Annotated in this window: 20 protein-coding genes; 10 read left to right on the forward strand and 10 right to left on the reverse strand. The window is 71.7% G+C overall.

All coding sequences use genetic code 11. The features are described 5' to 3' along the window. Nucleotides 1-471 precede the first annotated feature (471 nt). Together ABZS51_RS15215 and ABZS51_RS15220 are read right to left on the reverse strand one after the other, a co-directional pair. Nucleotides 472-942, reverse strand: a complete 471-nt coding sequence (locus ABZS51_RS15215; RefSeq protein WP_355440536.1) for a VOC family protein — start codon at nucleotides 940-942, stop codon at nucleotides 472-474. Nucleotides 943-1,063: 121 nt separating this feature from the next. Continuing rightward, nucleotides 1,064-1,189, reverse strand: a complete 126-nt coding sequence (locus ABZS51_RS15220; protein WP_355440539.1) for a hypothetical protein — start codon at nucleotides 1,187-1,189, stop codon at nucleotides 1,064-1,066. A gap of 337 nt (nucleotides 1,190-1,526) precedes the next feature. Between ABZS51_RS15220 and ABZS51_RS15225 the strand changes: the two genes are divergently transcribed. Further along, nucleotides 1,527-1,802, forward strand: a complete 276-nt coding sequence (locus tag ABZS51_RS15225) for a hypothetical protein (RefSeq protein ID WP_355440542.1) — start codon at nucleotides 1,527-1,529, stop codon at nucleotides 1,800-1,802. Beyond that, nucleotides 1,799-2,266 (forward strand): histone-like nucleoid-structuring protein Lsr2, encoded by a 468-nt coding sequence (locus tag ABZS51_RS15230; RefSeq protein ID WP_355440544.1) that lies wholly within the window; start codon nucleotides 1,799-1,801, stop codon nucleotides 2,264-2,266. The genes ABZS51_RS15225 and ABZS51_RS15230 overlap by 4 nt, the downstream gene beginning before the upstream one ends. Here the strand turns inward: ABZS51_RS15230 and ABZS51_RS15235 are convergent. Further along, on the reverse strand, nucleotides 2,185-3,405 hold the full coding sequence (locus ABZS51_RS15235; protein WP_355440548.1) for an MFS transporter: 1,221 nt from the start codon (nucleotides 3,403-3,405) through the stop codon (nucleotides 2,185-2,187). The genes ABZS51_RS15230 and ABZS51_RS15235 overlap by 82 nt on opposite strands. Before the next feature lie 8 nt (nucleotides 3,406-3,413). Beyond that, nucleotides 3,414-4,196, reverse strand: coding sequence for an MBL fold metallo-hydrolase (locus tag ABZS51_RS15240; protein ID WP_355440551.1), 783 nt, complete (start codon nucleotides 4,194-4,196; stop codon nucleotides 3,414-3,416). Between the two features lie 88 nt (nucleotides 4,197-4,284). On the opposite strand from ABZS51_RS15240, the gene ABZS51_RS15245 reads away from it, so the two are divergent. The 4 genes from ABZS51_RS15245 (at nucleotide 4,285) to ABZS51_RS15260 (ending at nucleotide 7,022) form a co-directional block, all read left to right on the forward strand. Continuing rightward, the gene (locus ABZS51_RS15245) at nucleotides 4,285-4,884 is read left to right on the forward strand and encodes an ABATE domain-containing protein (RefSeq protein ID WP_355440554.1); all 600 of its coding nucleotides are present in this window, start codon (nucleotides 4,285-4,287) and stop codon (nucleotides 4,882-4,884) included. Nucleotides 4,885-5,554: 670 nt separating this feature from the next. Next, nucleotides 5,555-5,815, forward strand: a complete 261-nt coding sequence (locus ABZS51_RS15250; protein WP_355440557.1) for a hypothetical protein — start codon at nucleotides 5,555-5,557, stop codon at nucleotides 5,813-5,815. Nucleotides 5,816-5,844: 29 nt separating this feature from the next. Then, nucleotides 5,845-6,255 (forward strand): alpha/beta fold hydrolase, encoded by a 411-nt coding sequence (locus tag ABZS51_RS15255; protein WP_355440560.1) that lies wholly within the window; start codon nucleotides 5,845-5,847, stop codon nucleotides 6,253-6,255. Beyond that, nucleotides 6,222-7,022: an alpha/beta hydrolase gene (locus ABZS51_RS15260; protein ID WP_355440563.1), complete on the forward strand. Its 801-nt coding sequence runs from the start codon at nucleotides 6,222-6,224 to the stop codon at nucleotides 7,020-7,022. The genes ABZS51_RS15255 and ABZS51_RS15260 overlap by 34 nt, the downstream gene beginning before the upstream one ends. Before the next feature lie 132 nt (nucleotides 7,023-7,154). Here the strand turns inward: ABZS51_RS15260 and ABZS51_RS15265 are convergent, their stop codons facing one another. Next, nucleotides 7,155-8,615 carry an MFS transporter gene (locus ABZS51_RS15265; RefSeq protein ID WP_355440566.1) on the reverse strand — a complete coding sequence of 487 codons (1,461 nt, stop codon included), beginning with the start codon at nucleotides 8,613-8,615 and terminating at the stop codon, nucleotides 7,155-7,157. 237 nt (nucleotides 8,616-8,852) lie between these two features. Here ABZS51_RS15265 and ABZS51_RS15270 point away from each other — a divergent pair, with 237 nt between their 5' ends. Further along, on the forward strand, nucleotides 8,853-9,791 hold the full coding sequence (locus ABZS51_RS15270; RefSeq protein ID WP_355440569.1) for a helix-turn-helix transcriptional regulator: 939 nt from the start codon (nucleotides 8,853-8,855) through the stop codon (nucleotides 9,789-9,791). A gap of 14 nt (nucleotides 9,792-9,805) precedes the next feature. Here ABZS51_RS15270 and ABZS51_RS15275 read toward each other — a convergent pair whose 3' ends face one another. Beyond that, entirely contained in the window at nucleotides 9,806-11,050 is a 1,245-nt protein-coding gene (locus ABZS51_RS15275; protein ID WP_355440572.1) for an MFS transporter, read from the reverse strand. 73 nt (nucleotides 11,051-11,123) lie between these two features. Between ABZS51_RS15275 and ABZS51_RS15280 the strand changes: the two genes are divergently transcribed. Beyond that, nucleotides 11,124-11,966, forward strand: coding sequence for a LysR family transcriptional regulator (locus tag ABZS51_RS15280; RefSeq protein ID WP_355440575.1), 843 nt, complete (start codon nucleotides 11,124-11,126; stop codon nucleotides 11,964-11,966). A gap of 67 nt (nucleotides 11,967-12,033) precedes the next feature. Here ABZS51_RS15280 and ABZS51_RS15285 read toward each other — a convergent pair whose 3' ends face one another. Further along, entirely contained in the window at nucleotides 12,034-13,536 is a 1,503-nt protein-coding gene (locus ABZS51_RS15285; RefSeq protein WP_355440578.1) for an MFS transporter, read from the reverse strand. Nucleotides 13,537-13,650: 114 nt separating this feature from the next. On the opposite strand from ABZS51_RS15285, the gene ABZS51_RS15290 reads away from it, so the two are divergent. After that, complete coding sequence (locus ABZS51_RS15290; protein ID WP_355440580.1) at nucleotides 13,651-14,271, forward strand: TetR family transcriptional regulator; 621 nt, start codon at nucleotides 13,651-13,653, stop codon at nucleotides 14,269-14,271. A 119-nt stretch (nucleotides 14,272-14,390) separates the two neighbouring features. Here ABZS51_RS15290 and ABZS51_RS15295 read toward each other — a convergent pair whose 3' ends face one another. The 3 genes from ABZS51_RS15295 to ABZS51_RS15305 form a co-directional block, all read right to left on the reverse strand. Next, the gene (locus tag ABZS51_RS15295; RefSeq protein WP_355440583.1) at nucleotides 14,391-15,701 is read right to left on the reverse strand and encodes an FAD-binding protein; all 1,311 of its coding nucleotides are present in this window, start codon (nucleotides 15,699-15,701) and stop codon (nucleotides 14,391-14,393) included. A 124-nt stretch (nucleotides 15,702-15,825) separates the two neighbouring features. Continuing rightward, entirely contained in the window at nucleotides 15,826-16,251 is a 426-nt protein-coding gene (locus ABZS51_RS15300) for a DUF4267 domain-containing protein (RefSeq protein WP_355440585.1), read from the reverse strand. A 70-nt stretch (nucleotides 16,252-16,321) separates the two neighbouring features. After that, complete coding sequence (locus ABZS51_RS15305; RefSeq protein ID WP_355440588.1) at nucleotides 16,322-16,963, reverse strand: hemerythrin domain-containing protein; 642 nt, start codon at nucleotides 16,961-16,963, stop codon at nucleotides 16,322-16,324. Between the two features lie 121 nt (nucleotides 16,964-17,084). On the opposite strand from ABZS51_RS15305, the gene ABZS51_RS15310 reads away from it, so the two are divergent. Continuing rightward, nucleotides 17,085-20,339, forward strand: coding sequence for a BTAD domain-containing putative transcriptional regulator (locus ABZS51_RS15310; protein ID WP_355440591.1), 3,255 nt, complete (start codon nucleotides 17,085-17,087; stop codon nucleotides 20,337-20,339). Nucleotides 20,340-20,350: the final 11 nt, after the last annotated feature.

Consider the following 20,350-nt stretch of genomic DNA (forward strand, 5'->3'; position numbering starts at 1 on the left):
AGGGGTCACCGCAGCGTGAGACCACCCGCATCGGCGCAACGACCCATGACACGCCGACCTCACTAGGATCAGCCGCTGAGTCGACATACCTACGCAGAGGGATCGCGACGTGCAACTGCCTCCGTTCTTGATCGAGCGCATGTTCGCCGAGCATGAGTTCACGTGCCGGGTGAACCTGACCGGATCAGACACCGAAGGACTGTCACTGGATGCGCTGTGGGAGGTCGCCCCCGAGGACACGCGTCGGTGGTACGAGTCCCTGACGCTGGGCTACACCGAATCCCCGGGCCACCCGGAAGTGGGCCGTCGTACGGTCGCCGGGGATCGCGGTCAGCGACTTCAGCGGCGGCGATCCGTCGCCTCCGCTAGCTCTGCCGGCGTAGCCCGGTGCAGGCGCAGCACGGTGGCGTAGATCGTCCTAGGGTCGGCATCGTGGAGAGGCCTTCCTTGTCAGCGTGGAGTTCAGCCGATTCAGCCGAGGAGTGGGCTGCCTCCCTTGAGCAGCTCGGTCCCGCGGCGAGCGATCTCCTCCGACGTCAGGTCTTCAGTGTGGGTCAGAAGGACCCACAGATGCCCGAATGGGTCTCTCAGCATGGCTTGCCGGGCTCCGTAAAACATGTCGCTGGGAGGCTGGAGCAACTCGGCGCCGGCTCGGACGACCTGGGCGGTGAGCGCGTCCACGTCATCGACATAGATGTGGAGCCCAACTGTCGAGCCACCCGCGGCACCAGGAGCTTTGAAGGGCCCATCCGCGTCCCCGACCATGATGATCGAACCTTCGATGCTGACCTCGGCATGCATAATCCGGCCTTCCGGGTCGGCAATGCGGAACAGCTCCTCGCCGCCGAATGCCTCAGCGTAGAACCGTATCGCCTCTGCGGCGCCGTCCACCATGAGGTGCGGAACGGCGGCGTACCGGTAGCGCTCGGGAACAGATGCCATCGCAGTGATCCTTTCGAGAGGTGCTTGCTGCTGTAACCATAGAAGCTCAACTATGGTTGAGGTCAACTTGAGGACTCCCGGGGTCGAGGAACGACAGGACAGTTATTGGCGGTGAGATGGATCATGGGGTAGGTGAACAGCGTTCCAGCACCTGACGGTAGGTGCCGATCAGCCGCTCACTGGTCGCGCGCTGCCGGGCACGGATCTGCTCCAGCTCCGCTTTGCCCCGCTTGACATAGAAAGCCATGCGCTTGCTTGGGCGTCGGCCTCACCCGCGAAGTCAGCGATCTTGGACGATGCGATGCCTTCCAGCCATGCGTCGGTGTCACCGAGCACCGCCCGGATGCGGGCCCGCGACGACCTGGCCGAGATGTTGTGTGCGTCAGGCACGCCGGTAACGCCACCTGCTTGACCGGGTCGTAGTCTCAGTCCTTGATCGAATCGAACTCCCTGGTCCGCAGGCCTGTTGCAAGCCCGCTGCTGCCTCGGCGTGGGCCGAGGCATACGGGACGATCAGACGGGCGAGGAGGACGCGAACGCACCATTCAAGACCCGGCACCTACGCCGAACGCCGTCAGAGCAGCTTGATCAACGTCCCGCCGAGGCGCAGCTCAGAGCACCACCTGCCCACTAAGGTCCATGCGGTTGACCTCTCGGACCAGTTCCCGCCGTCGCAGACGGCCTTCTCGGTCGATGCGGTCATCCTGAACGAGCACGGCAATGAGACCAGCCGCGGCTACTCACGTGAGACGGACGCGCACGTCCATGCGCAGAAGTCGGCCCTGGCCAAGCTCTCTGCCACCCTCTACAGCTCTCTGGAGCCGCTTCGCCCCCCCGTCTCGCCAGCAGAAACGATGTGACCTTCGAAGAGTCGTGCGGGCGTGCCAGGGCGCACTTCGAGGACACCAGAAATGTCCTGCACGTTGGTGTTGCTCAGGTCGGGGAGTGGAGTGTCGCCGTCGAGCCGTGGGCGGCAAGCCCCGCTACCCACCATGATGACCCGACTGTCGCGGGCCGGCGAGGTCGTGAGCGGGGGCGCGACGGTCAGCGTGCAATGAGCCGTGAGAAGAGCGCAGAGATCCGTCAGTGGGTCAAGGCTCACGGTTTGCCCTTGAGCGAGCGAGGCCGAATCGACTTCACCGTCGTAGAGTGGAGCGAAGATCCGCGGGGCACGCCCTGGAGTGCGTCGCCATCACCTGCAGAGGCTCTGCCGCAGGCGGTACCCGTGCGCCGGTTGCTTCGTCATCGGGCGCGTGCTGCCGCGACCACCGTGGGGACGATGGCCAGGGCCAGGATGCCGCCGCCCAGGGCGAGGGCAGGGTAGCCGGCGGTGGCCGTGACCAGGCCCGAGGCCATGCCGCCGGTCGCGCCGGCGATGGCGATGGCGACGTCGACCAGGCCCTGGGTCCTGGCGCGGGTGGCCGGCGGCACGGTGTCGGTGATGATCGCGGTGCCGGTGACGAGGCCGAGGTTCCAGCCCAGGCCCAGCAGCGCCAGGGCGACCGCGTACAGGGTGACGGATTCGCCCGGGGCGATGGCGGCGACGATGCCGGCGGCGAGCAGGGCCAGCGCCGAGGCGGAGGCCACGACGAGGCGGCCGTAACGGTCGACGAGCCAGCCCGTCACCGGCGAGGGCAGGTACATCGCGCCGATGTGGATGGCGATGACGAGCCCGGAGGCGGCGGCGCCGTGGCCGTGACCGTGCATGTGCACGGGTGTCATCGTCATGATCGCGACCATGACGATCTGGGTGAACACCATGACCAGCGTGCCGGCCAGCACACCGGAACGGTGTGCCTCCGGGTGCGGCCGGTCCGGTTCCGGGTGGGGCGGGGCGGTGCGGGACAGGAGCAGCGGGTCGGGGCGCAGCCAGACGATCAGGATCAGGGCGGCTGCCGCGTAGGCGGCGCCGGCGAGCAGGAACGGCCCGGCCAGGTAGGGGATGCCGAGGGTGTGAGCGAGGTCGCCGGTGGGGGCGGCGAGGTTGGGGCCGGCCACCCCGCCCAGGGTGGTGGCGACCAGCACGGTGGACACGGCGCGGGCGCGGTGGGCGGGGGCCGCCAGGTCGGCTCCGGCGTAGCGGGCCTGCAGGTTGGTGGCGGTGCCCGCGCCGTAGACGAACATCGCGGCGAACAGCAGTACGGGCTCGCCTGTGACGGCGGCGGCGATGACGCCCGCGCTGCCGACGGCGCCTGCCAGGTAGCCGGCGGCGAGGCCGGGGCGCCGGCCGCGCGCGTCGGAGATGCGCCCGACCGCGACGGCCGCCAGCGCGGAGCCGACCGTGGACAGCGCGCTGAGCAGGCCGGCGAGGCTGGTGGAGCCGAGCATGTCCTGCGCGAGCAGGGCTCCGACGGTCACGCCTGCCGCCAGCCCGGCCCCGCTGAGGACCTGGGCGGCGACCAGGACGATCAGGACGCGGCGCTGCGGCTGCAGGCGCGGGGGGTCCGCGGTCAGGGCGGGCACGATGCTCCTCACGTGCGGTCGCCCAGGTCCAGGTGGCCGGCCAGGCCGGCGGCGGTGAAGGCGGCCACGAGCTCGTCCCGGCCCTCGGTGAAGTGGGCCCAGCCGTCGTAGTGGACGGGGACCACGCGGCGGGCGCCGAGGATCGTGCAGGCTTCGGCGGCCTGCGCGCTGTCGAGGACGATCAACGCGCCGTCGAACAGGACGGAGAAGCGGGGAGCCCCGGCGAACAGGATCGCGGTGTCGACCGGGCCGAAGCGTTCGGCGATCTGCCTGACCGCGTCGAGTGAGGCGTTGTCGCCGCTGACGTAGACCGTGGGCAGGCCCTCACCGGTCAGGACGAATCCGACGACCTGGCCGGTGATCTGCTCGACCTCCTCGCGGGCGCCGGGCCCGTGGATGGCGGGTACGCCCGTGACGGTGACCGTGCCGCCCCCGGGCCGGTCCAGGGTGATCGGCTCCCAGTCGGCCAGGCCCCTGGCCCCGTTGCCCAGCCGTCGTCCGCCGCCGGGCGTGGTGAGCGTGAGCGGGACGTCGGCGAGCAGGGCCCGGCCGGAGTGGTCGAGGTTGTCGGGGTGTTCGTCGTGCGAGAGCAGGACCACGTCGACGCGGCCGAGGTCGGCCGGTACGGCGGCGGGTGGCGCCGTCTTCGTCAGCCCGCCGCCGGGCACCTGGTAGTCGCCGGGGGCGTCGAAGGTCGGGTCGGTCAGGAAGCGCAGGCCGCCGTACTCGAACAGGGCGGTCGGGCCGCCGAGAACGCGGACGGGCATGTGGTCGGCGGTGGTGCTGGACATAGGTATGACCTCACGGATGAGAATGGGTTTATCCGTGAATGACGGTAGTGGTGTCTCACGGATGAATGCAAGCCGTACCATGAGAGCTATGAGCGAGCCCCTGACCGCCGCGTCTGTGCTGCCGCCCGCGCCCGGCGCCGACGACTACCTCGCCCTCGACTTCGTCAACAGCGCGATCGCGTTGCCCGGAGGGCATTTCGTCGATCTCCTCGGCACGCCTGGTGGGGCCAACCGGTGGCTCACGGAGCACGGCCTCGCCCCCGAGGATGCCGGGGTGCAGGAGATGTGCGCGGCGCAGCTGCGCTCGCTGCGCGAACATCTCAGGGTCCTGTTCGCCGCCCGGGCCGGTGGCCTGCCCGTCCTGCCCGCGGCCCTGTCCGCCGTCAACGACGCGCTGAGCAGGGCCCCTTCGGCCGCCCTGCTGTACTGGGACGAGAAACGCGGCCCCTACCGCGCGGCGCCGTGCCCCACGAACGAGATCCTCGACCGCGCGCTCGCGACGCTCGCGGCCAACGCGGCCGACCTGCTCACCGGCCCCGACGCCGACCGCCTGACCCCGTGCGGCTCCACTCCCTGCAACCGTTACCTGCTGCGCCACGGCCGCCGCCATTGGTGCTCCGTCCGCTGCGGCGACCGCGCCCGCGCCGCTCGCGCCTACGCCCGCCGCGCCCAGCCGAACGCCGGCTGACCGGATCCGGTCCGGCGAGGAGCCCGGGCCACGCCCAGGGCGAGCGCGTTCGCCGGGGACAGCACTCGCGGAGGTGCGGGGAACGGGCCAGGGCATTGAGAAATCATCGAGAAACCGTTCAGACCGATAGCGCATGCTGCGGCCACCAGGCAACCGACCGAAAGGAAGGCTCCATGCATGCCATGACCAGATTGGCCGATCGGCTCCTGGAGATGGTCGCCCCGCACACCGTGGCCCGAGCAACCGACTGCGGCTACCAGTGCTGCTACGCGAACTTCTGGAGGTACTGCTGCTACTACCCCGAACGGCACCTCCCACTGCGATGGCTGCATCACGAACTCGAGCTCCCAGCGCTCGTGCTGAAACCGGTCGGTGCCCGGCGGCCGCGTGCGGCCGGGCACCCCGTTCGCATCCATCAGGGTGACCTGTGCTCCACGTAGAAGCCGCCACCTTGGCCGGCGTGCCCGCCCGCTGCCCGGTGACCATGGTGGCGCGTGAGTGTCCTTCACGTTGACCCTGCCTCGGCGTCAACAGCGGAGCCGCCGCCTGTTAGATTCGGCTGTCATGATCAAGGCGAGGCGCGCGTCAACGACATGGGCGTGGGCCGCTGAGGCGTAGGAGCAGCCCGGCCAGCCGATCAACCATGGGAGCGATCGACTACAGGAGCAAGGTGTCAAGAACTTCCCGGCTCGCCACTGCCCTCGTGGCCATGGCGACGCTGTTAACGACCCCGTTAGCCGGGGTGGCCAACGCGACGGTCGCCGGACAGGACGTCACGGATGCCGTCGGCAAGCGCGGCATCGCCTGGGTGCCGTGCGAGGAGGAGCCCACCGTCGAGTGCGGCACCCTGGCCGTACCGATCGACTGGTCCAAGCCGAACGGGCCCACCGTCGAGCTGACCCTCGCCCGGCGCGGATCGGGTCCCTGCTGACCAACCCGGGCGGACCTGGCAACTCCGGCGTGAACGACATCCTTCGCCCGTCCGGCTTCAGCGAGGACGTCCAGCGGCGGTTCGACATCGTGAGCTACGACCCTCGTGGCGTGGCCCGCAGCGGCTCGGTGACCTGCTCGGCTTCGGTGTACAACCAGATGCCGTACCCGGTCATGACCAGCCAGGCCGACTACGACACGTGGGTCGCCTTCGACAAGAAGCTGCGCGCGGACTGCCGCACGCTCACCGGCCCCCTGTACGACCACGTCGACTCGGTCAACGTGGCGCGTGACATGGACGCCATTCGCGCCGCGCTCGGTGAGGACAAGCTGACCTCGTACGGCGTCTCCTACGGGACGCTCGCCCAGCAGATGTACGCCGAGCTGTTCCGAACCGGATCAGGGCCATGGTGCTGGACAGCAACATGGACCACAGCCTGAACGTCAAGGCGTTCCAGGTGACCGAGGCAGCCACCGTCCAGGACAGCTTCGACGAATTCGTCGCCTGGTGCGCCCGGGACACCGAGTGCGTCCTGCACGGACGCGACGTCCGCGCGCTGTGGAAGGGACTGCTGGAGAAGGCCGACCGCGGCGAGCTGTACTGGCCGGGCGTCACCGACCGCCCGGTGAGCGCCCACAACCTCCTCTGGCTGGGCGTGGTGCTCAACGAGGCGCCCGTCTGGCGGCAGGAGGCCGAGGTGCTCCTCGCCCTGGACGGCGGGCCGGTGCCGGATGACATGCCCGGCCCTCCCGGCAACGGACCCGTGAACGGTGAGTTCGCCGAACTGCCCACCGCGATCCTCTGCGAGGACTGGAACCTGTCGCTGCGGGACTACAACCAGTACGCCGGCGTGATGCGCAGCTCGAACGCGGTGGCCCCGGACATGCGGTACAACCCCATGCCGATGGGTGACATGCCGATCTGCCAGGGCCACCCGGTCAACAACCCGCAGCACCGGCTGCGGTACACCGGTAGCGCTCCGCTGCTGGTGGGCACCTCCATGCACGACCCCGACACACCGTACGCGTGGTCGGCCAACGTGGCCCGCCAGCTCGGCTCCAAGGCCACGCTGCTCACGTACGAGGGCTGGGGACACGGCGTCTACGGCATGACCCGGTGCACCACGGCCGCCATGGACCGCTACCTGATCTCGCTGACCGTGCCCGCGAAGGGCACCCGCTGCCCGGCGGAAGAGCCCCAGGGCTAGACCGAACCGCGGCGCAGAGCGAGAGGTGAACGCCGATGCCGGGCTGACGCGGATCAGCCCGGCATCGGCGATCTGTGCTGGGCGCCGGTCGCCGAGGTGGGGGGCGCCCCCGGCGGCTCGTACCGCCCGCCGTCACCGCGCCGTCGAGCGGGCCGTAGACCGGGCGCCGCGCAGGAACAGGGCGCTGGTGAGGACGCCGACCAGCACGATGGCGGCATTCACCGCGATCGCCACCTTCAGCCCGCCGAGGATGGCCGAGGCGCCGATGCCGGCCATCGAGCCGGTGGCGACGGCGCTCATGATCGGCGTGCCCATCGTGATGCCGACCTGCTGGGTCACGGTGGCGAGGCCGGTGGCCAGGCCCTGTTCGTGGTCGGCCAGCCCCGAGGTGGCGGTGACCATGAAGCCCACGATGACGAGCATGTTGCCGACGCCCCCGGCGAAGCTGGCGATCAGCATGAGCCACATCCACGAGCGGTCGTCGCCGAGACCGAGCAGGGCCGCGGTGAACACGGTCTGCAGGATGCCCCCCAGGATCAGCGTCCGCTTGCTGCCGATCATCCCGATGATCTTCGGGGCCGTGGTGCCGCCTGTGACCGTTCCCAGGCCGAGAACGCCGAAGGACAGGCCGGCGGCGAGCGGGGAGAAGCCGAGCACGTCCTGGAGGTAGAGGGTCAGCGGGAAGACCAGGGAGGTCTCGGTGAGGAAGGCGATCAGACCGGCGACGTTGCCCCAGGCCACCGACCGCTTGCCGAGCACGCCGAGCGGCACCAGCGGCGCGGACACCTTGCGCTCGACGGCGTAGAACACCAGCAGCAGCACCACGCCCGCCGCCAGCGACAACAGGGCGCCCGCCGAGCCCCAGCCCTTCTCGCCCGCCTGGGTGAGCCCGAAGACGATGGCCAGCAGGGCGAGGGTGACGCTGACGGCGCCGGGCACGTCCAGCTTGGGGCGCTCGTCGGGCCGGGACTCCTTGATGATCCTCGGGGCGACGAGCAGCACGGCGAGGGCGACGGGCACGTTGATGAAGAACGCCCACCGCCACGACAGCAGGTCGGTCAGCAGGCCGCCGAGGACGGCGCCGGTGGTGAACCCGGTGGACATCAGCGCCCCGTTGAGGCCGAGCGCCTTCTCGCGCAACGGGCCCTCCGGGAACGAGGTCGTCAACAGCGACAGCCCGGCAGGGGTCACCGCGGCGGTGGCCAGCCCCTGGAAGACGCGGGCCGTGATCAGCATCTCCGGGTTGCGCGCCAGCCCACCCACGAGCGAGGCCGCGCCGAGGACCACGAGGCCGCACAGGAACAGCCGGCGGCGGCCGAACAGGTCCGCGACCCGGCCGAAGAGCAGGGTGAAGCCCGCCGCGCACAGCGCGAACGAGGTGGCGATCCACTGCAGGTTCGCCATCGAGAAGCCCAGGCCCTCACCGATCACCGGCAGCGCCACGTTCAGGATGGCGAAGTCCACGGCCAGCATGAACTGCGTTGCGAGCAGAAGGACCAGCACCAGCCGGAGCCGGGGGGTGAGCACGGCCGGTGCCGTGCCGACGGCAGGGCCGGGCGCGATACCGGCCGCCTCCGTATCAGTGACAGACATGACGTCGAGTCCCTTTCCTCATGGTTCCTGACACGCGGCGCGCTCGGTCGCGTCACGTGCGGTCACGGAAAAGGCTCCTCGGCATCCGGAATCGCGGCCAGAACCCTGCCTTGCGCAGCCAGTGCGAGGGTAGTCATCGCAGCACCACCCTGACGGCTCCCGGCCGTCGGGACCGGCGGGCATCATGGGAGAGTCAGTGACCACGACCTGTCGCAGTCCGCCGACCTGGAGGCATGAATGGGCGCCTCGTCCGAGCTGGGAGACTTCCTCAAGTCGCGTCGCGCCGCGCTGCGTCCCGAGGAAGTCGGCATCACCCCGCACCAGACCCGCCGCCGGGTCACCGGGCTGCGCCGCGAGGAGCTGGCGATGCTCGCCAACGTCAGCATCACCCACTACACCCGCCTGGAGCAGGGCCGGGCCGCCGGTGTCTCAGACGGCTTGCTGGAGGCGATCGCGCGCACCCTGCGCCTCACCGACGACGAGACGGTCCACCTGAAAGACCTCGCCCGCCCCGCCGCCGCGTCGTCGCGCCCCGCCCCCACCCGGGCGACGCACGCCAGCGCCTCGGCCCGGCAGTTGCTGGCGGCCATGACCGACGTGCCGGCCCTGATCCTGGACCGGCGCAACGACGTCCTCGCATGGAACCACCTGGGCCACGCGCTGCTCGCCGGACACCTGGCGCCCGAGAGCCCTGACACACCGGCCACCCGCCCCAACGTGACCCGGATGCTGTTCCTGGACCAGCAGTACCGGAAGTTGTACGCGAACTGGCGCGACCAGGCAGAACTCGCCGTGGCCGCGCTGCGCCTGGTCGCCGGTCGCCACCCCGACGACCGCTCCCTGGCCGAGCTTGTCGGTCAGCTCACCATGAACTGTGACGAGTTCGCCTCTCTCTGGGCCCGGCACCCCGTGCGCACGTGCACCTCCGGAGTGAAGCACCTGCGTCACCCACTGGTCGGTGCGATGGAACTCAGCTTCGAGAATCTCCTCATCTCCGGCACCTCGGGCCAGCACCTGATCGCCTACACGGCCGAGCCCGGCTCGCCGTCGGAGGCGGCACTGCGGCTCCTGGGCAGCGTGACGGCTTCGGGGGCGCAGGACACGTCGGCGGTACGGCACTCCATCACCGCCCCGGCGGGACCGGCATCCACAGCCGGCGGAGCGGCGCGGCCGTAGGCGCCGGCCCGTCATCACGTGCCAGGTCGGGTGCCGGCCTCGCACGGCTCGAGGTCCGGTGCTCCGGCGCGGCCGAGATCGTCGAGCCGAGACCGCGTCCGGGCGGTCGAGCGGCGGGCCAGCAGGCATCCGGCCAGCGCGGCCGCGAGGCCGGCCAGCCCGGCAGCCGCGAAGCCGGCCGCCGGCACGGAGGCGTCGATCGCCAGCCCGACGATCGGGGATCCGAGCGCGAAACCCGCGCTCTGCGCCGAGGATTGCAGTCCTGTCGCCTCACCGCGCACGCCGGCCGGAGCCAGCCGGCTCACCGCGTCGGCCACCGTGGAAAGGGTCGGCGCGGTGAGAATCCCGGCGCCGACGATGGCCACGCACAGCCAGGGCCAGTCGTGGGCAAGACCGGCGGGAATCGTCACGAGCCCGAGCAGGCCGAGCAGCAGCCACGTGGGCATCGGCCGGGGCAGCACGCCGTAAACGAGCCCGCCGGCGACGGAGGCCACGCCGAACACGGGGACGACGACGGCGGCCCAGGACACCTGACCTGCTTCTTCGAGCGTGGCGACGATGGCGAGGTCGACGCCGCCGAGCAGCGTCGTGGTGCCGAACGCCATCGTCAGTACGGCGATCATGCCGGCGCCCAGCCACTCCCGGCGCGGGGGTCGTCCGGCCGTGGCGGCATCGGCCTCGCCCTCGGCCCGCAGTGGCGGGTCGAGCAGGGCGATGCCGGCACCGCCGGTCGCGATCGCGGCGCCGACGCCCCACGCCACCACGCCGGGGGATGTCTTGGCCGCACCCAGGATCACCACCGCCGGGCCCACGATGTACGACAGCTCGCCCTGCACCGATTCCAGCGCGAACGCTGCCCGGCGCTGTCTCGTCGTCGTCATCGCGGCGATCGCCTGCCTGGTCACCTGCTGGACCGGCACCATCAGCAGACCGGCCACGAAGGCGGCGCCCAGCAGGATCACGTACGGCATGATCGGCACGCTGAGCCAGAACACGACCTGCAGGACGACGGTTACCAGCAGCACGCTCCGCAGGCCCCGCACGTCGATCAGGCGGCCGAGCAGCGGCCCGCCCAGCGCCACCCCGACGGTCAGCGCCGCCGCGACACCACCCGCCGCGGCATAGCTCATGCCCAGACCCAGCACGACATACATCGCCAGTGCCATCGCGTCGGCCGTGATCGCGGCACGGGCGAGCAGCGAGACGCCCAGCAGCGATGCCATCCCTGGCACGGCGAGCACCTGTCGGTATCCGGTCACCCGCGACACGCTAGATCCTCCGGCCGAGCCATAGGAAGTGGCCAATTCTTTGCAGCTGACATAATGAATTCTTATGGCCAGAGACCTCGAGATCGGGTTGCTACGGTCGTTCGTCACCGCCGTGCGGGCGGGCAGCATCAGCCGCGCCGCGACCGCGCTCGGACATACCCAGCCCGCGCTCAGCCAGCAGTTGCGCAAGCTCGAGAGCGTGGTCGGCCGTCCGTTGCTGCACCGCTCGACATCCGGCGTCTCGCCGACCCGGGCGGGGGAGGAGCTTCTGCCGTACGCCGACCGCATTCTCGCGCTCTCCGCACAGGCGCTCACCGAAACCGGGCGCGCGCTCAGCGGCCACTGCGGCGTCGGGTTGCTCGAGGACCTCGCCGCCTCCCAGCTTCCGCAGGCCCTCGCCGACCTCGCCCATGTGCACCCCGGCACGACGCTGGAGGTGCTCAGCCTTCCCAAGGCGTCGACACGGGAGGCCTATGACGCGGGCCGCATCCAACTCGTGCTCGACGAGGTGCCGGACCTTCCCGGGCCGCCGCGCTGGACGGTGCGCCGCCCGCTGGTCTGGGCGGTCGGCCAGGGCGTGGACGTGACCGCCGATCCGCTGCCGGTGGTGCTGTTCTCGAACACATGCTCCTGGCGTACGTCCGTGCTGGAGACGCTGGAACGCACCGATCGGCGCTGGCGGGTGGCGTTCGAAAGCAACAGCCTGGTCAGCGTGCTCGCCGCGGTGCGGGCCGGGCTCGGCGTCGCGGCGCTCATGCCCCCGAACGTCGAACCGGCCATGGCCTGCCACGACGCCGACGCCCTGCCCGCCCTGCCGGACGTCGAGCTCGGTCTCGCGCGGCACCCACGGACCGAAGGCGATCCGCTGATCGATGCCGTGGAGACCGCGCTACGACGCATGATCTGAGTCCCGCCGCGGGTCGGGGACGGGGGTTCGATCCCACCCGCGGCAGGGTCCGGCCAGGTGTGCCCGCTCAGGCGACCTTGGTGGGCTGGGGGGAATCGTCGGAGGCCGGGCTTGCGGCGATGTCGCGGCGTGGCCGACCCAGTGCGGCGGCGATGGCCACCGTGCCGACGACGCATACGGCGGCTGTTCCGTACAGCGTGGTGTGCAAGGCGCCGGTGAACCCCGCGGCCAGCGTGTCGAAGGCGCCGCCGGTCAGGTCTCCCGCGGCGACCTTCGCGGCCACGTCCTGGGAGCCGACGCGCGTGCCGATCAGGCTGACCAGGACGGCGCCGTACACGGCGATGACGATGGCTTCGCTGCCGATGCGCATGGTGTTGAGAAACCCGGTGGCCATCCCGGCCTGCTCGGGCTCGACGAGGCTCATCGCCGCCCCGTCGCCCACCCCGAACGACAGCCCGGCGCCCAGCCCGACCATCAACAGCGGCCCGGCGATGACGGCGACGGAAGTGGAGGGGCCGATCACGGTGAGCCAGGCGTTTCCGCCGGCGAACGACGCCAGGGAGATGGTGATCAGCACGCGGGCCGGCACCCCCCGGTTCACCAGCCCGCCGGCCAGCGGCGGAGCCAGGAGCACCGGTGCGGTCATCAGCAGCAGTACCGTTCCGGCGCGCTGGGGGGAGAACCCGCTCGCACCCACCAGATAGGTGGGCAGGTAGGTCAGCAGCGTCACGAAGCCGAACGTCGAGATCACCGGCACCATGCACAGCGCCAGGAATCGGCGGTTCTTCACCAGCGACAGGTCGAGGAGCGGGGCGGCGGAACGCGCCTGCAGGACGACGAAGACCACCAGCAGCACCACGCCGACGATCAGCAGCGCCGGCACACCGGGGCTCGCCCAGCCCCATTCCGGGCCCTGGACCGCGCCCAGGACCAGCGCACCCAGGCCGGCGACGAACACCGCCGCACCGGTCACGTCCAGCCGGGGACGCTGCGCGGCACGCGATTCGGCGATGTGACCGACGCCGGTCAGCGCCACGGCCACCAGGGCGGCGTGCAGCCCGAAGGTGGCGCGCCAGCCCAGCGCGCCGACCAGCCAGCCCGACAGGGTCGGCCCGGCCGCCAGGCCGAGCCCGGCGGCGCTGCCGAGCGCCGCGAACGCGCGGGTGCGCGCTGCGCCGTCGAAGGTGGTGGCCAGGATCGCGCCGCCGCTGGCGAACACCCCGGCCGCGCCGATGCCCGACAGGGCGCGGGCCAGGTCCAGCAGGGTGATGCCGGGGGCGGCCGCCGCGGCCAGCGAGCCGATGGCGAACAGTCCCGCGCCGGCCGCGAAGGTCCGGCGGCGTCCTGCCAGGTCGGCCGTGGATCCGCTGACCAGCATGAACGAGGCGAAGGTCAGGTTGTAGGCATTCATGACCCATTGCAGTGGCGCGCCTGCCGTGTGCAGGTCCGCGCCGATGCCGGGCAACGCCACGGCTGCTCCGGAGATGGACATCGGCACGGTGACGAAGGCCAGCAGCACCACCACCAGCGTGATCGCCGGACGGGAGCGTGCAGGGGGATCGGTGGTCATGGGTTCGCGCTCCTCACGGATATTCGACAGCCATAGTCAGCCACTGGCGGGAGAATGCCACTCAGTGGCGTTAGCTGTCAAAGCGCAACCGCCCTTGCGTGCTAGCCTCTTCGGGTGAGGGATGACCTGCGCGACCTGCCGCTACGCGAACGCAAGAAGCTGCGCACCCGCCGAGCTCTGGCCGAGACCGCACTCCGCCTGTTCACCGAGCGTGGCTACGACGCCACCACCCTGGACGATCTGTGCGATGCCGTGGAGGTGTCCAGACGCACCTTCTTCCGCAACTACCGCTCGAAGGAGGACGTCGCGCTCGCCGCCGACAGCGACCTGTGGTCGGCCTATCTGGACTACGTGGCCGCCCAGGAGATGGACGGCCCGCTGATCGAGGCTCTCCGCGCGGCGCTGGACGCCACCTTGAGCGCCATGGACGCCGACTGGGATCGCCGCTTCCTGACCGCCCGGGAGTTGTCGGAAGCCGTCCCCGCGCTGCAGGCGCACAGTCTGGGCTACTGCCAGGACACCACCCGGGCCCTGGTCGAGGTGGTGAGCGGCCGTTCTGAGACCGGCGTCGACGAGTGGGAAGTCCGTCTGGCCGTGGAGATCTTCGTCGCCGCCTGGCGGACGGCTTCCCTGCGTTGGACGGCGCACGGCGGCCACGGCGGCCGCGACACGTTGACGAAAATGGTCGAGGAGACCTTCGCCGAGATCCCCGCCGCGCTCACCTCCACCGCCTAGCGATCCTGCGTCATCACGACGGTTCGCGCCGGCTCGTCAACGCCCTTGAGGGGAGCGGAGGGTCGGTGCGGCCCCGCCGCCCCGGTGGGCGGAGGGGCCGGGACCTGCTGGGAACCGATCTATCCGAGCACCGGGTAGTTCGCGCGGAACACGTTGTTCGGGTCACGGTCGCGCTTGATCTCCCGCAGCCGCGCGAGCGCGCTGCCGGAGAAGGACTTCGCCGCCGTCTCGCCGGGGGACAGCAGGGTGTACGGCTTGCGGCCGCTGATGTAGGGCTCCAGGCCGGCCACGACCTCGGCCTGCTTGGCGCGCGTCGCATCGGCCGTGTGCGGCAGGCCGAGACCCAGCAGGCCGAGCAGGTACGGCTCAGCCACCGCGCCGCTCGCACCGGCCCCGCCGCCCGGCTCGGCGAGCGCCCCGCCCAGGTGCCGGATCTGCACGTTGATGAGCGGTTCGAGCGGCTTGGCCAGCAGAAGCTCCACCGCGTCCGCGTCCAGGCCGGTGAGCAGCTCAGCACGAGCGATGGATGGGGCCGGGTCGGTGGGCTCGGCGGTGATGTCACCCAGGTCGGCGACCGGGACGACGCCGCGGCTGTCGGAGATCACGTCCTCGATCTTGTCGAGGCGCGCCAGCAGGTCCTGCCCCTGAGCCGCCTCACCCAGGTAGGCCAGATCCAGCGTCACCATCGGCGGCGCGCCGGGGGGTCGGAGCCGGTTGATCCAGACACTGAGCTCACGCGGCGCCTCGGCGGTGATCTCCAGGAACGCGTCGTACACCTCCCTGGTCCGGTGCTCCGGCCAGATCACGCGCCCGCCGTACAGGACCGGCGCGGGATACAGCTCGAGTTCGAGGGCGGTCACCACCGCGAAGTCCCCGCCACCGCCGCGCAGCGCCCAGAACAGCTCGGGATCGGACTCGGCGGTCACCCGGCCCGGCTCGCCGTCGGCGTCCACGATGTCGATGGCCCGCACGCTGTCGGAGGCGAAGCCGTACTTGCGGCTGAACCAGCCGACCCCGCCGCCCAGGGTGTAGCCGGTCACGCTGACGCCCGGCGCGCTGCCGGACAGGCCGGTCAGGCCGAGCGGACCGGCCGCCGCCAGCACCTGCCCCCACCTCACGCCCGCGCCCACCCGGACCACGCGCTCCTGCGCGCGTACCTCCACCTCGTTCAGCAGGCCGGTACGCAGCAGGATCAGGCCTTCCACATCACCGGAGGCGCCATGCCCGCTCGGCTGCGCGGTCACCGTCATACCCGCCCGCCGCGCGTAACGCACGAGCGCCGCCACGTCATCGGCATCCGCGGCCTCCACCACGGCCGCCACGGGCTGCCTGACGGTCAGATTCCACGCGGTGGCCGCCTGTTCGAAGCCGTCATCACCGGGCAGGAGCACGCGCCCCTTGAGGACACCGCGCACATCGTCGATCGTCATCGTCGTCTTCCTTTTCGAGTTCTCACACATGCGGGGGAACACCGTGCTGCGCCCTGACCGCGCTGTCCTGGTCCGGCTCGACCGGCCGGTGGAGGGCGGGACGCTTGAAGAGTTCCGGTGATGGTCAGGCGGCCTGCGGGGCGGGCGTCGCCGGAGCGGCCGCGACCTTGCGGGTCTCGCGCATCAGCAGCAGGCCGTTGCCCACCATCAGTGTCGCGGTCAGGCAGTGGACGCCGAGCGCGGTGGCCACGGAGCCGTGGTGGGCCAGCACGTTGGTCATGTCGCCGTACGCGGCCAGGGCCTCCACCAGCAGCGCCCAGCCCAGCGCCCGGCGGTGGCCCGTCACCAGCAGGATGCCCAGGACCAGGGCCATGACGACGTCGCGGATTCCCTTGACGATCAGGAAGCCGCCGCCGTCGCCGGACGGCCAGGTCGGCAGGCCGAAGGTCGGCGCCGTCGCCTCCGGGCTCAGGATGAACTCCGACCCGAACCAGAGGATGAAGAGGATGAAGGCGGCGGCCAGGACAGTGTTGATCTTCTTCAGCGACATTGTTCTTCTTCCTTCGAGTCTTCGGTGAGCTTGGTGAGTCGTGCGTGGGGATCGGGGGTCTGGGGTCTGGTCAGGCCGCGCGGACGCGGCGGATGTGGCGGGCGTAGCGGGGGCGGCCGATGATGTGCCAGATGCCGCGTACCGGAGCGGGAAGGGCGGACAGGAGCGTGGCGCGCTCGGCCGGGTTCGCATCCTCCAGGACGAGGCCGAAGAGGGTGAGCAGGGTGAGCTTGGGCGTGTTGGCCATCAGATGGTCGCCCAGGGAGGCCCATTCCCTTTCGGTGATGTGCTCGGCCGCGAGCGGAAGGAGAGTGGCCTCCTCGTCGTCGAGGTGCTCGAGAAGCACGGCCCGGTGGTCGGCCAGGGCGGCCACGAGCGTGTCGCGCTCGTCCGCCCCGGCGGCGGCCTCCCACGCCGGGACCGCCGCGTCCAGCCTGGTCAGCGTGGCCGCGACGCGCTCGTGCTGGGCCTCCATGCGCAGCACGATGTCGGCCTGCAGGTCCACCCGGGACAGCAGCGGCGGCCACAGCAGCTCGTCCTCGCCCTCGTGGTGGTTCTTCAGTCCCAGCCGGTAGTCGCGGAAGTGGTCGGCGATCACCTTGGCGCGAGCGGTGTCACCCGGGGCGGCCGCCGCGACGAGCTCCATCAGCAGCCGCGACTCGCGACGGAAGGCGCGGTGGACGATCTCCATGTCCTGGGTGTTGACGCTCATTTCGTTCCTGCCCTTCATCGGCTCGATGTGCCAAGGTTGCTCCCGGGCGTTTGGAAGGCACTTGGAACCCGACTTGGAAGCCGACTTGGAACGCCAGGATCCGCGTATGATGTCGCACGTCATGGTCTTGATCCGGGTATTGGGCTCGCTCGGCGCCGAGGTCAACGGCGAGCCCGTTCCCCTGGGCGGGCCGCGGCAGCGCGGCGTCCTGGCCCTCCTGGTCGCGGCGCGCGGACAGGTCGTGCCGGTCGACCGGATGATCGAGGACCTCTGGCGCGGCGAGCCGCCATCGCGTGCGCTGGCCTCCCTGCAGGCGTATGTCTCCAACCTGCGACGGCTGCTGGAGCCCGGCCGCCCGCCCCGGACCCCGGCCCGCCTCCTGGTGAGCGCCGCCCCCGGCTACGCGCTGCGGCTGCCGCCGGAATCGGTGGACGCGTGGCGTTTCGAGGACCTGCTCGACGAGGCCCGCACGCTCACCGAGCCTCAGGCCGCCCGCGCCCGGCTGGCCGAGGCACTGGGCCTATGGCACGGACCCGCGTTCGCCGAGGTCGCCGACGAGCCGTGGGCCGCCGCCGAGACCGCCCGCCTGAACGAGCTGCGCCTGGTCGCCCGCGAGCTCCACGTCGCGGCGAGCCTGCGGACGGGCGACCCCGCCTCGGTGGTTCCCGAGGCCGAGAGCCTCACCCGCGACGAACCCCTGCGCGAAGAGGGCTGGCGCCTGCACGCCCTGGCGCTGTGGAGCAGCGGCCGCCAGGCCGACGCCCTGGCGACGCTCCGCCGCGCCCGCGCCACCTTCGCCGACGAACTCGGTCTCGACCCCGGTCCCGACCTGGTCGCCCTGGAAGAGGCGATCCTCGCCCAGCGCATCGACATCCTCCGCACGGCCGTCCCCCCACCCCCGGCCACCCCGCCCCCGGCCACCACACCCTCGCACGACGCGTCCCCGCACCGCGCGGCCTCGCAGGACGCGACCTTGCATCGCGCTGCCTCCTTCGTGGGGCGGGAGGGGGAGCTTGCCGCGCTGGTTTCGGCCGCCGGGGAGGCTGCCGCCGACGGGGCGCGCGTCGCTCTTGTCACCGGGGAAGCGGGGCTGGGCAAGTCGACGCTCTTGGAGCACCTCGGCGCGCAGTTGGAGCGCGACGGCTGGCTCGTCGCCGCCGGGCGTTGTCCGGAGGTCGACGGAGCGCCGCCCGCGTGGGCGTGGGTCGAGGCGCTGCGGGCCGTCGCCGCGGCCGTCCCTCCGGGGGACTTCGCGGAAGACTTGGCGCCGTTGCTCTCCGACTCCATGCCGGCGGACACCGACGCCGCCGCCGGGCGGTTCCGGCTGCGCCGGGCCGTGTGGGCCTGGCTCGCCGCGGCCGCCACGGAACGGCCGGTCGCCGTCGTGCTGGACGACCTGCACTGGGCGGACACGACCACGCTGGAGCTGCTCAGCGGCGGCGTCGGCGTGCGGGCCCCGATCCTGGTCGTGGCGGCGTACCGCCAGGACGAGAGCGAGCACCTCACCGAGACGCTGGGTGCGCTCGCCCGCACCGTGCCGCTCCGGATCGCGCTGCCCGGGCTCGACGGCGCGGCGGTGGCCGAGCTCGTACGGGCCGAAAGCGAGGCCGACGACGCGACGGTGGCGAGGATCGCCGAGCGCACCGGCGGCAACCCGTTCTACGTGCGGGAGAGCGCGCGACTGCTGAACGGCGAGGGCGCGCTGGTCGCGCTCTCCGAGGTCCCCGAGGGCGTACGGGACGTGCTGCGGCGCCGGCTGGCAAGGCTGCCCGAGAGCGGCGTGTCCGTCCTGCGGCTGGCGGCGGTGGCCGGCCGGGAAAGTTCGGTGGACGTGCTCGTGCAGGCCGCCGACGCCGACGGGGACGGCGTGCTGGACGCGCTGGACGCGGGCGTCATCGCCGGGTTGCTCGACGAGCCCGGGCCCGGGCGCGTCCGGTTCGTTCACGCGCTGGTCAGGGACGCGCTGGTCGCCGACGTCAGCCGGTTGCGGGCCGCAAGGATGCACGCCCGGATCGCCGCCGCCCTGGAGGGCACCGGCGACGTCGCGGCGCTCGCCCATCACTATGCGCGAGCGGGATCGCCGAAGGCCGTCGGCTATTGCGTGCGGGCCGCCGAGCTGGCCGAGGCGCGCTACGCCCACGACGTGGCGGCTGCCCTCCTCACCGACGCGGTCGCCAACTGCAGCGAACCGGACGAGCGCGTCGACCTGCTCGGCAGGCTGCTCCGGGCACAGATCAGGGCCGGGGCCGGCGCCGCGGCCAGGGACACGCGCGAGCAGGCCGTGGAGTACGCCGAGTCGATCGGCCGCGACGACCTGATGATCGCCGCGTTCACCGCCTGGACCGAGCCCACCCCCTGGCAGGCCCGCACGTACGGCACGGTCGACCGTCCCGTCGTCGACCGCCTCAGCCGCCTGCTCAAGCGGACCGGTCTCGCCCCCGACGTGCGGTCCCGCCTCCTCATCGCCTACGCCAACGAGCTGGTGGGCGAGGACGATCCGACGGTCATGGCGGCGGCGCGGGAAGCCCTCGACCTCGCCACCGATCCCCGCCTCCGGGCCGCGGCGCTCCTGGTCCTCGCCGGCGACCCCGGGCAGGAGGAGTACTCCCGCGAGCTGGTGGAGATCGGCGTCGCGCACGACCTGCCCGTCTACCGCGTGACCGGGCTGCTCAGCCAGGCCGCCAACGCCGCTGCGGCCAACGACCCGGCGACGATGCGCCGCGTGACCGAGGAGGCGCTCGACCTCGCCCGCGCCTACCGGATGCCGGAGGCGATCGGCGCCGTCGAGATCGCGCTGGCGAGCCTGGTGCTCATCGAGGGCCGGTTCGCCGACGCCGAGCGCCTCTACGCCGAGGCCACCGAACGCATGGAAGGCGCCGGATCGGTGCACGCCGGCTTCCTCCCCCTCGCGCGGGCGGCGATCTGGCTGAACGACGGCACGCTCGGCGACCACCTGGACGACGTGCGCGCTCTCCGCGAGGCGCTCGGCCCGATGGTCGCCGACCTGCTCGCGCTCGCCCTCCACGCCGCCGGCCGCGGCGACGAGGCGCGCCGGGCCCGCACGCCACCGAGCCCGATCCGGCCCGACTTCTTCTTCACCTTCCTGACGAGCCTGCGCGCGATGGCGATCGTCGCGCTGAACGACCGCGACGCCGCCGCGGAGATCTATGCGGGCCTGCTCCCTCACCGTGCAGGCCCCCCGGCCGGCGCGGAGAGCCTTTCGCTGGCGCTGCGTCCGGTCGCCCACACGCTCGGTGAGCTGGCGCTGCTGCTCGGCCGCGACGACGAGGCCGCCACCCACTTCGCCCGGGCCGCCGCCATCGCCGACCGCTGGAACGCCCCCCACTGGTCCGCCGCAGCCCGCGCACACCTCTGACCAGCCCACCC

This window comes from Nonomuraea sp. NPDC005501 (assembly GCF_040605905.1).
Classification (GTDB): Bacteria; Actinomycetota; Actinomycetes; order Streptosporangiales; family Streptosporangiaceae; genus Nonomuraea.

Bases quoted from the DNA above. Each gene is read 5' to 3' on its own strand.
- ABZS51_RS15305 (WP_355440588.1), bottom strand. From the start codon at position 16,963: ATGAGCGTCAACACCCAGGACATGGAGATCGTCCACCGCGCCTTCCGT.
- ABZS51_RS15270 (WP_355440569.1), top strand. From the start codon at position 8,853: ATGGGCGCCTCGTCCGAGCTGGGAGACTTCCTCAAGTCGCGTCGCGCC.
- ABZS51_RS15240 (WP_355440551.1), bottom strand. From the start codon at position 4,196: ATGTCCAGCACCACCGCCGACCACATGCCCGTCCGCGTTCTCGGCGGC.
- ABZS51_RS15310 (WP_355440591.1), top strand. From the start codon at position 17,085: ATGGTCTTGATCCGGGTATTGGGCTCGCTCGGCGCCGAGGTCAACGGC.
- ABZS51_RS15285 (WP_355440578.1), bottom strand. From the start codon at position 13,536: ATGACCACCGATCCCCCTGCACGCTCCCGTCCGGCGATCACGCTGGTG.
- ABZS51_RS15280 (WP_355440575.1), top strand. From the start codon at position 11,124: ATGGCCAGAGACCTCGAGATCGGGTTGCTACGGTCGTTCGTCACCGCC.
- ABZS51_RS15220 (WP_355440539.1), bottom strand. From the start codon at position 1,189: ATGGCTTTCTATGTCAAGCGGGGCAAAGCGGAGCTGGAGCAGATCCGT.
- ABZS51_RS15300 (WP_355440585.1), bottom strand. From the start codon at position 16,251: ATGTCGCTGAAGAAGATCAACACTGTCCTGGCCGCCGCCTTCATCCTC.
- ABZS51_RS15260 (WP_355440563.1), top strand. From the start codon at position 6,222: ATGGTGCTGGACAGCAACATGGACCACAGCCTGAACGTCAAGGCGTTC.
- ABZS51_RS15265 (WP_355440566.1), bottom strand. From the start codon at position 8,615: ATGTCTGTCACTGATACGGAGGCGGCCGGTATCGCGCCCGGCCCTGCC.
- ABZS51_RS15245 (WP_355440554.1), top strand. From the start codon at position 4,285: ATGAGCGAGCCCCTGACCGCCGCGTCTGTGCTGCCGCCCGCGCCCGGC.
- ABZS51_RS15295 (WP_355440583.1), bottom strand. From the start codon at position 15,701: ATGACGATCGACGATGTGCGCGGTGTCCTCAAGGGGCGCGTGCTCCTG.
- ABZS51_RS15215 (WP_355440536.1), bottom strand. From the start codon at position 942: ATGGCATCTGTTCCCGAGCGCTACCGGTACGCCGCCGTTCCGCACCTC.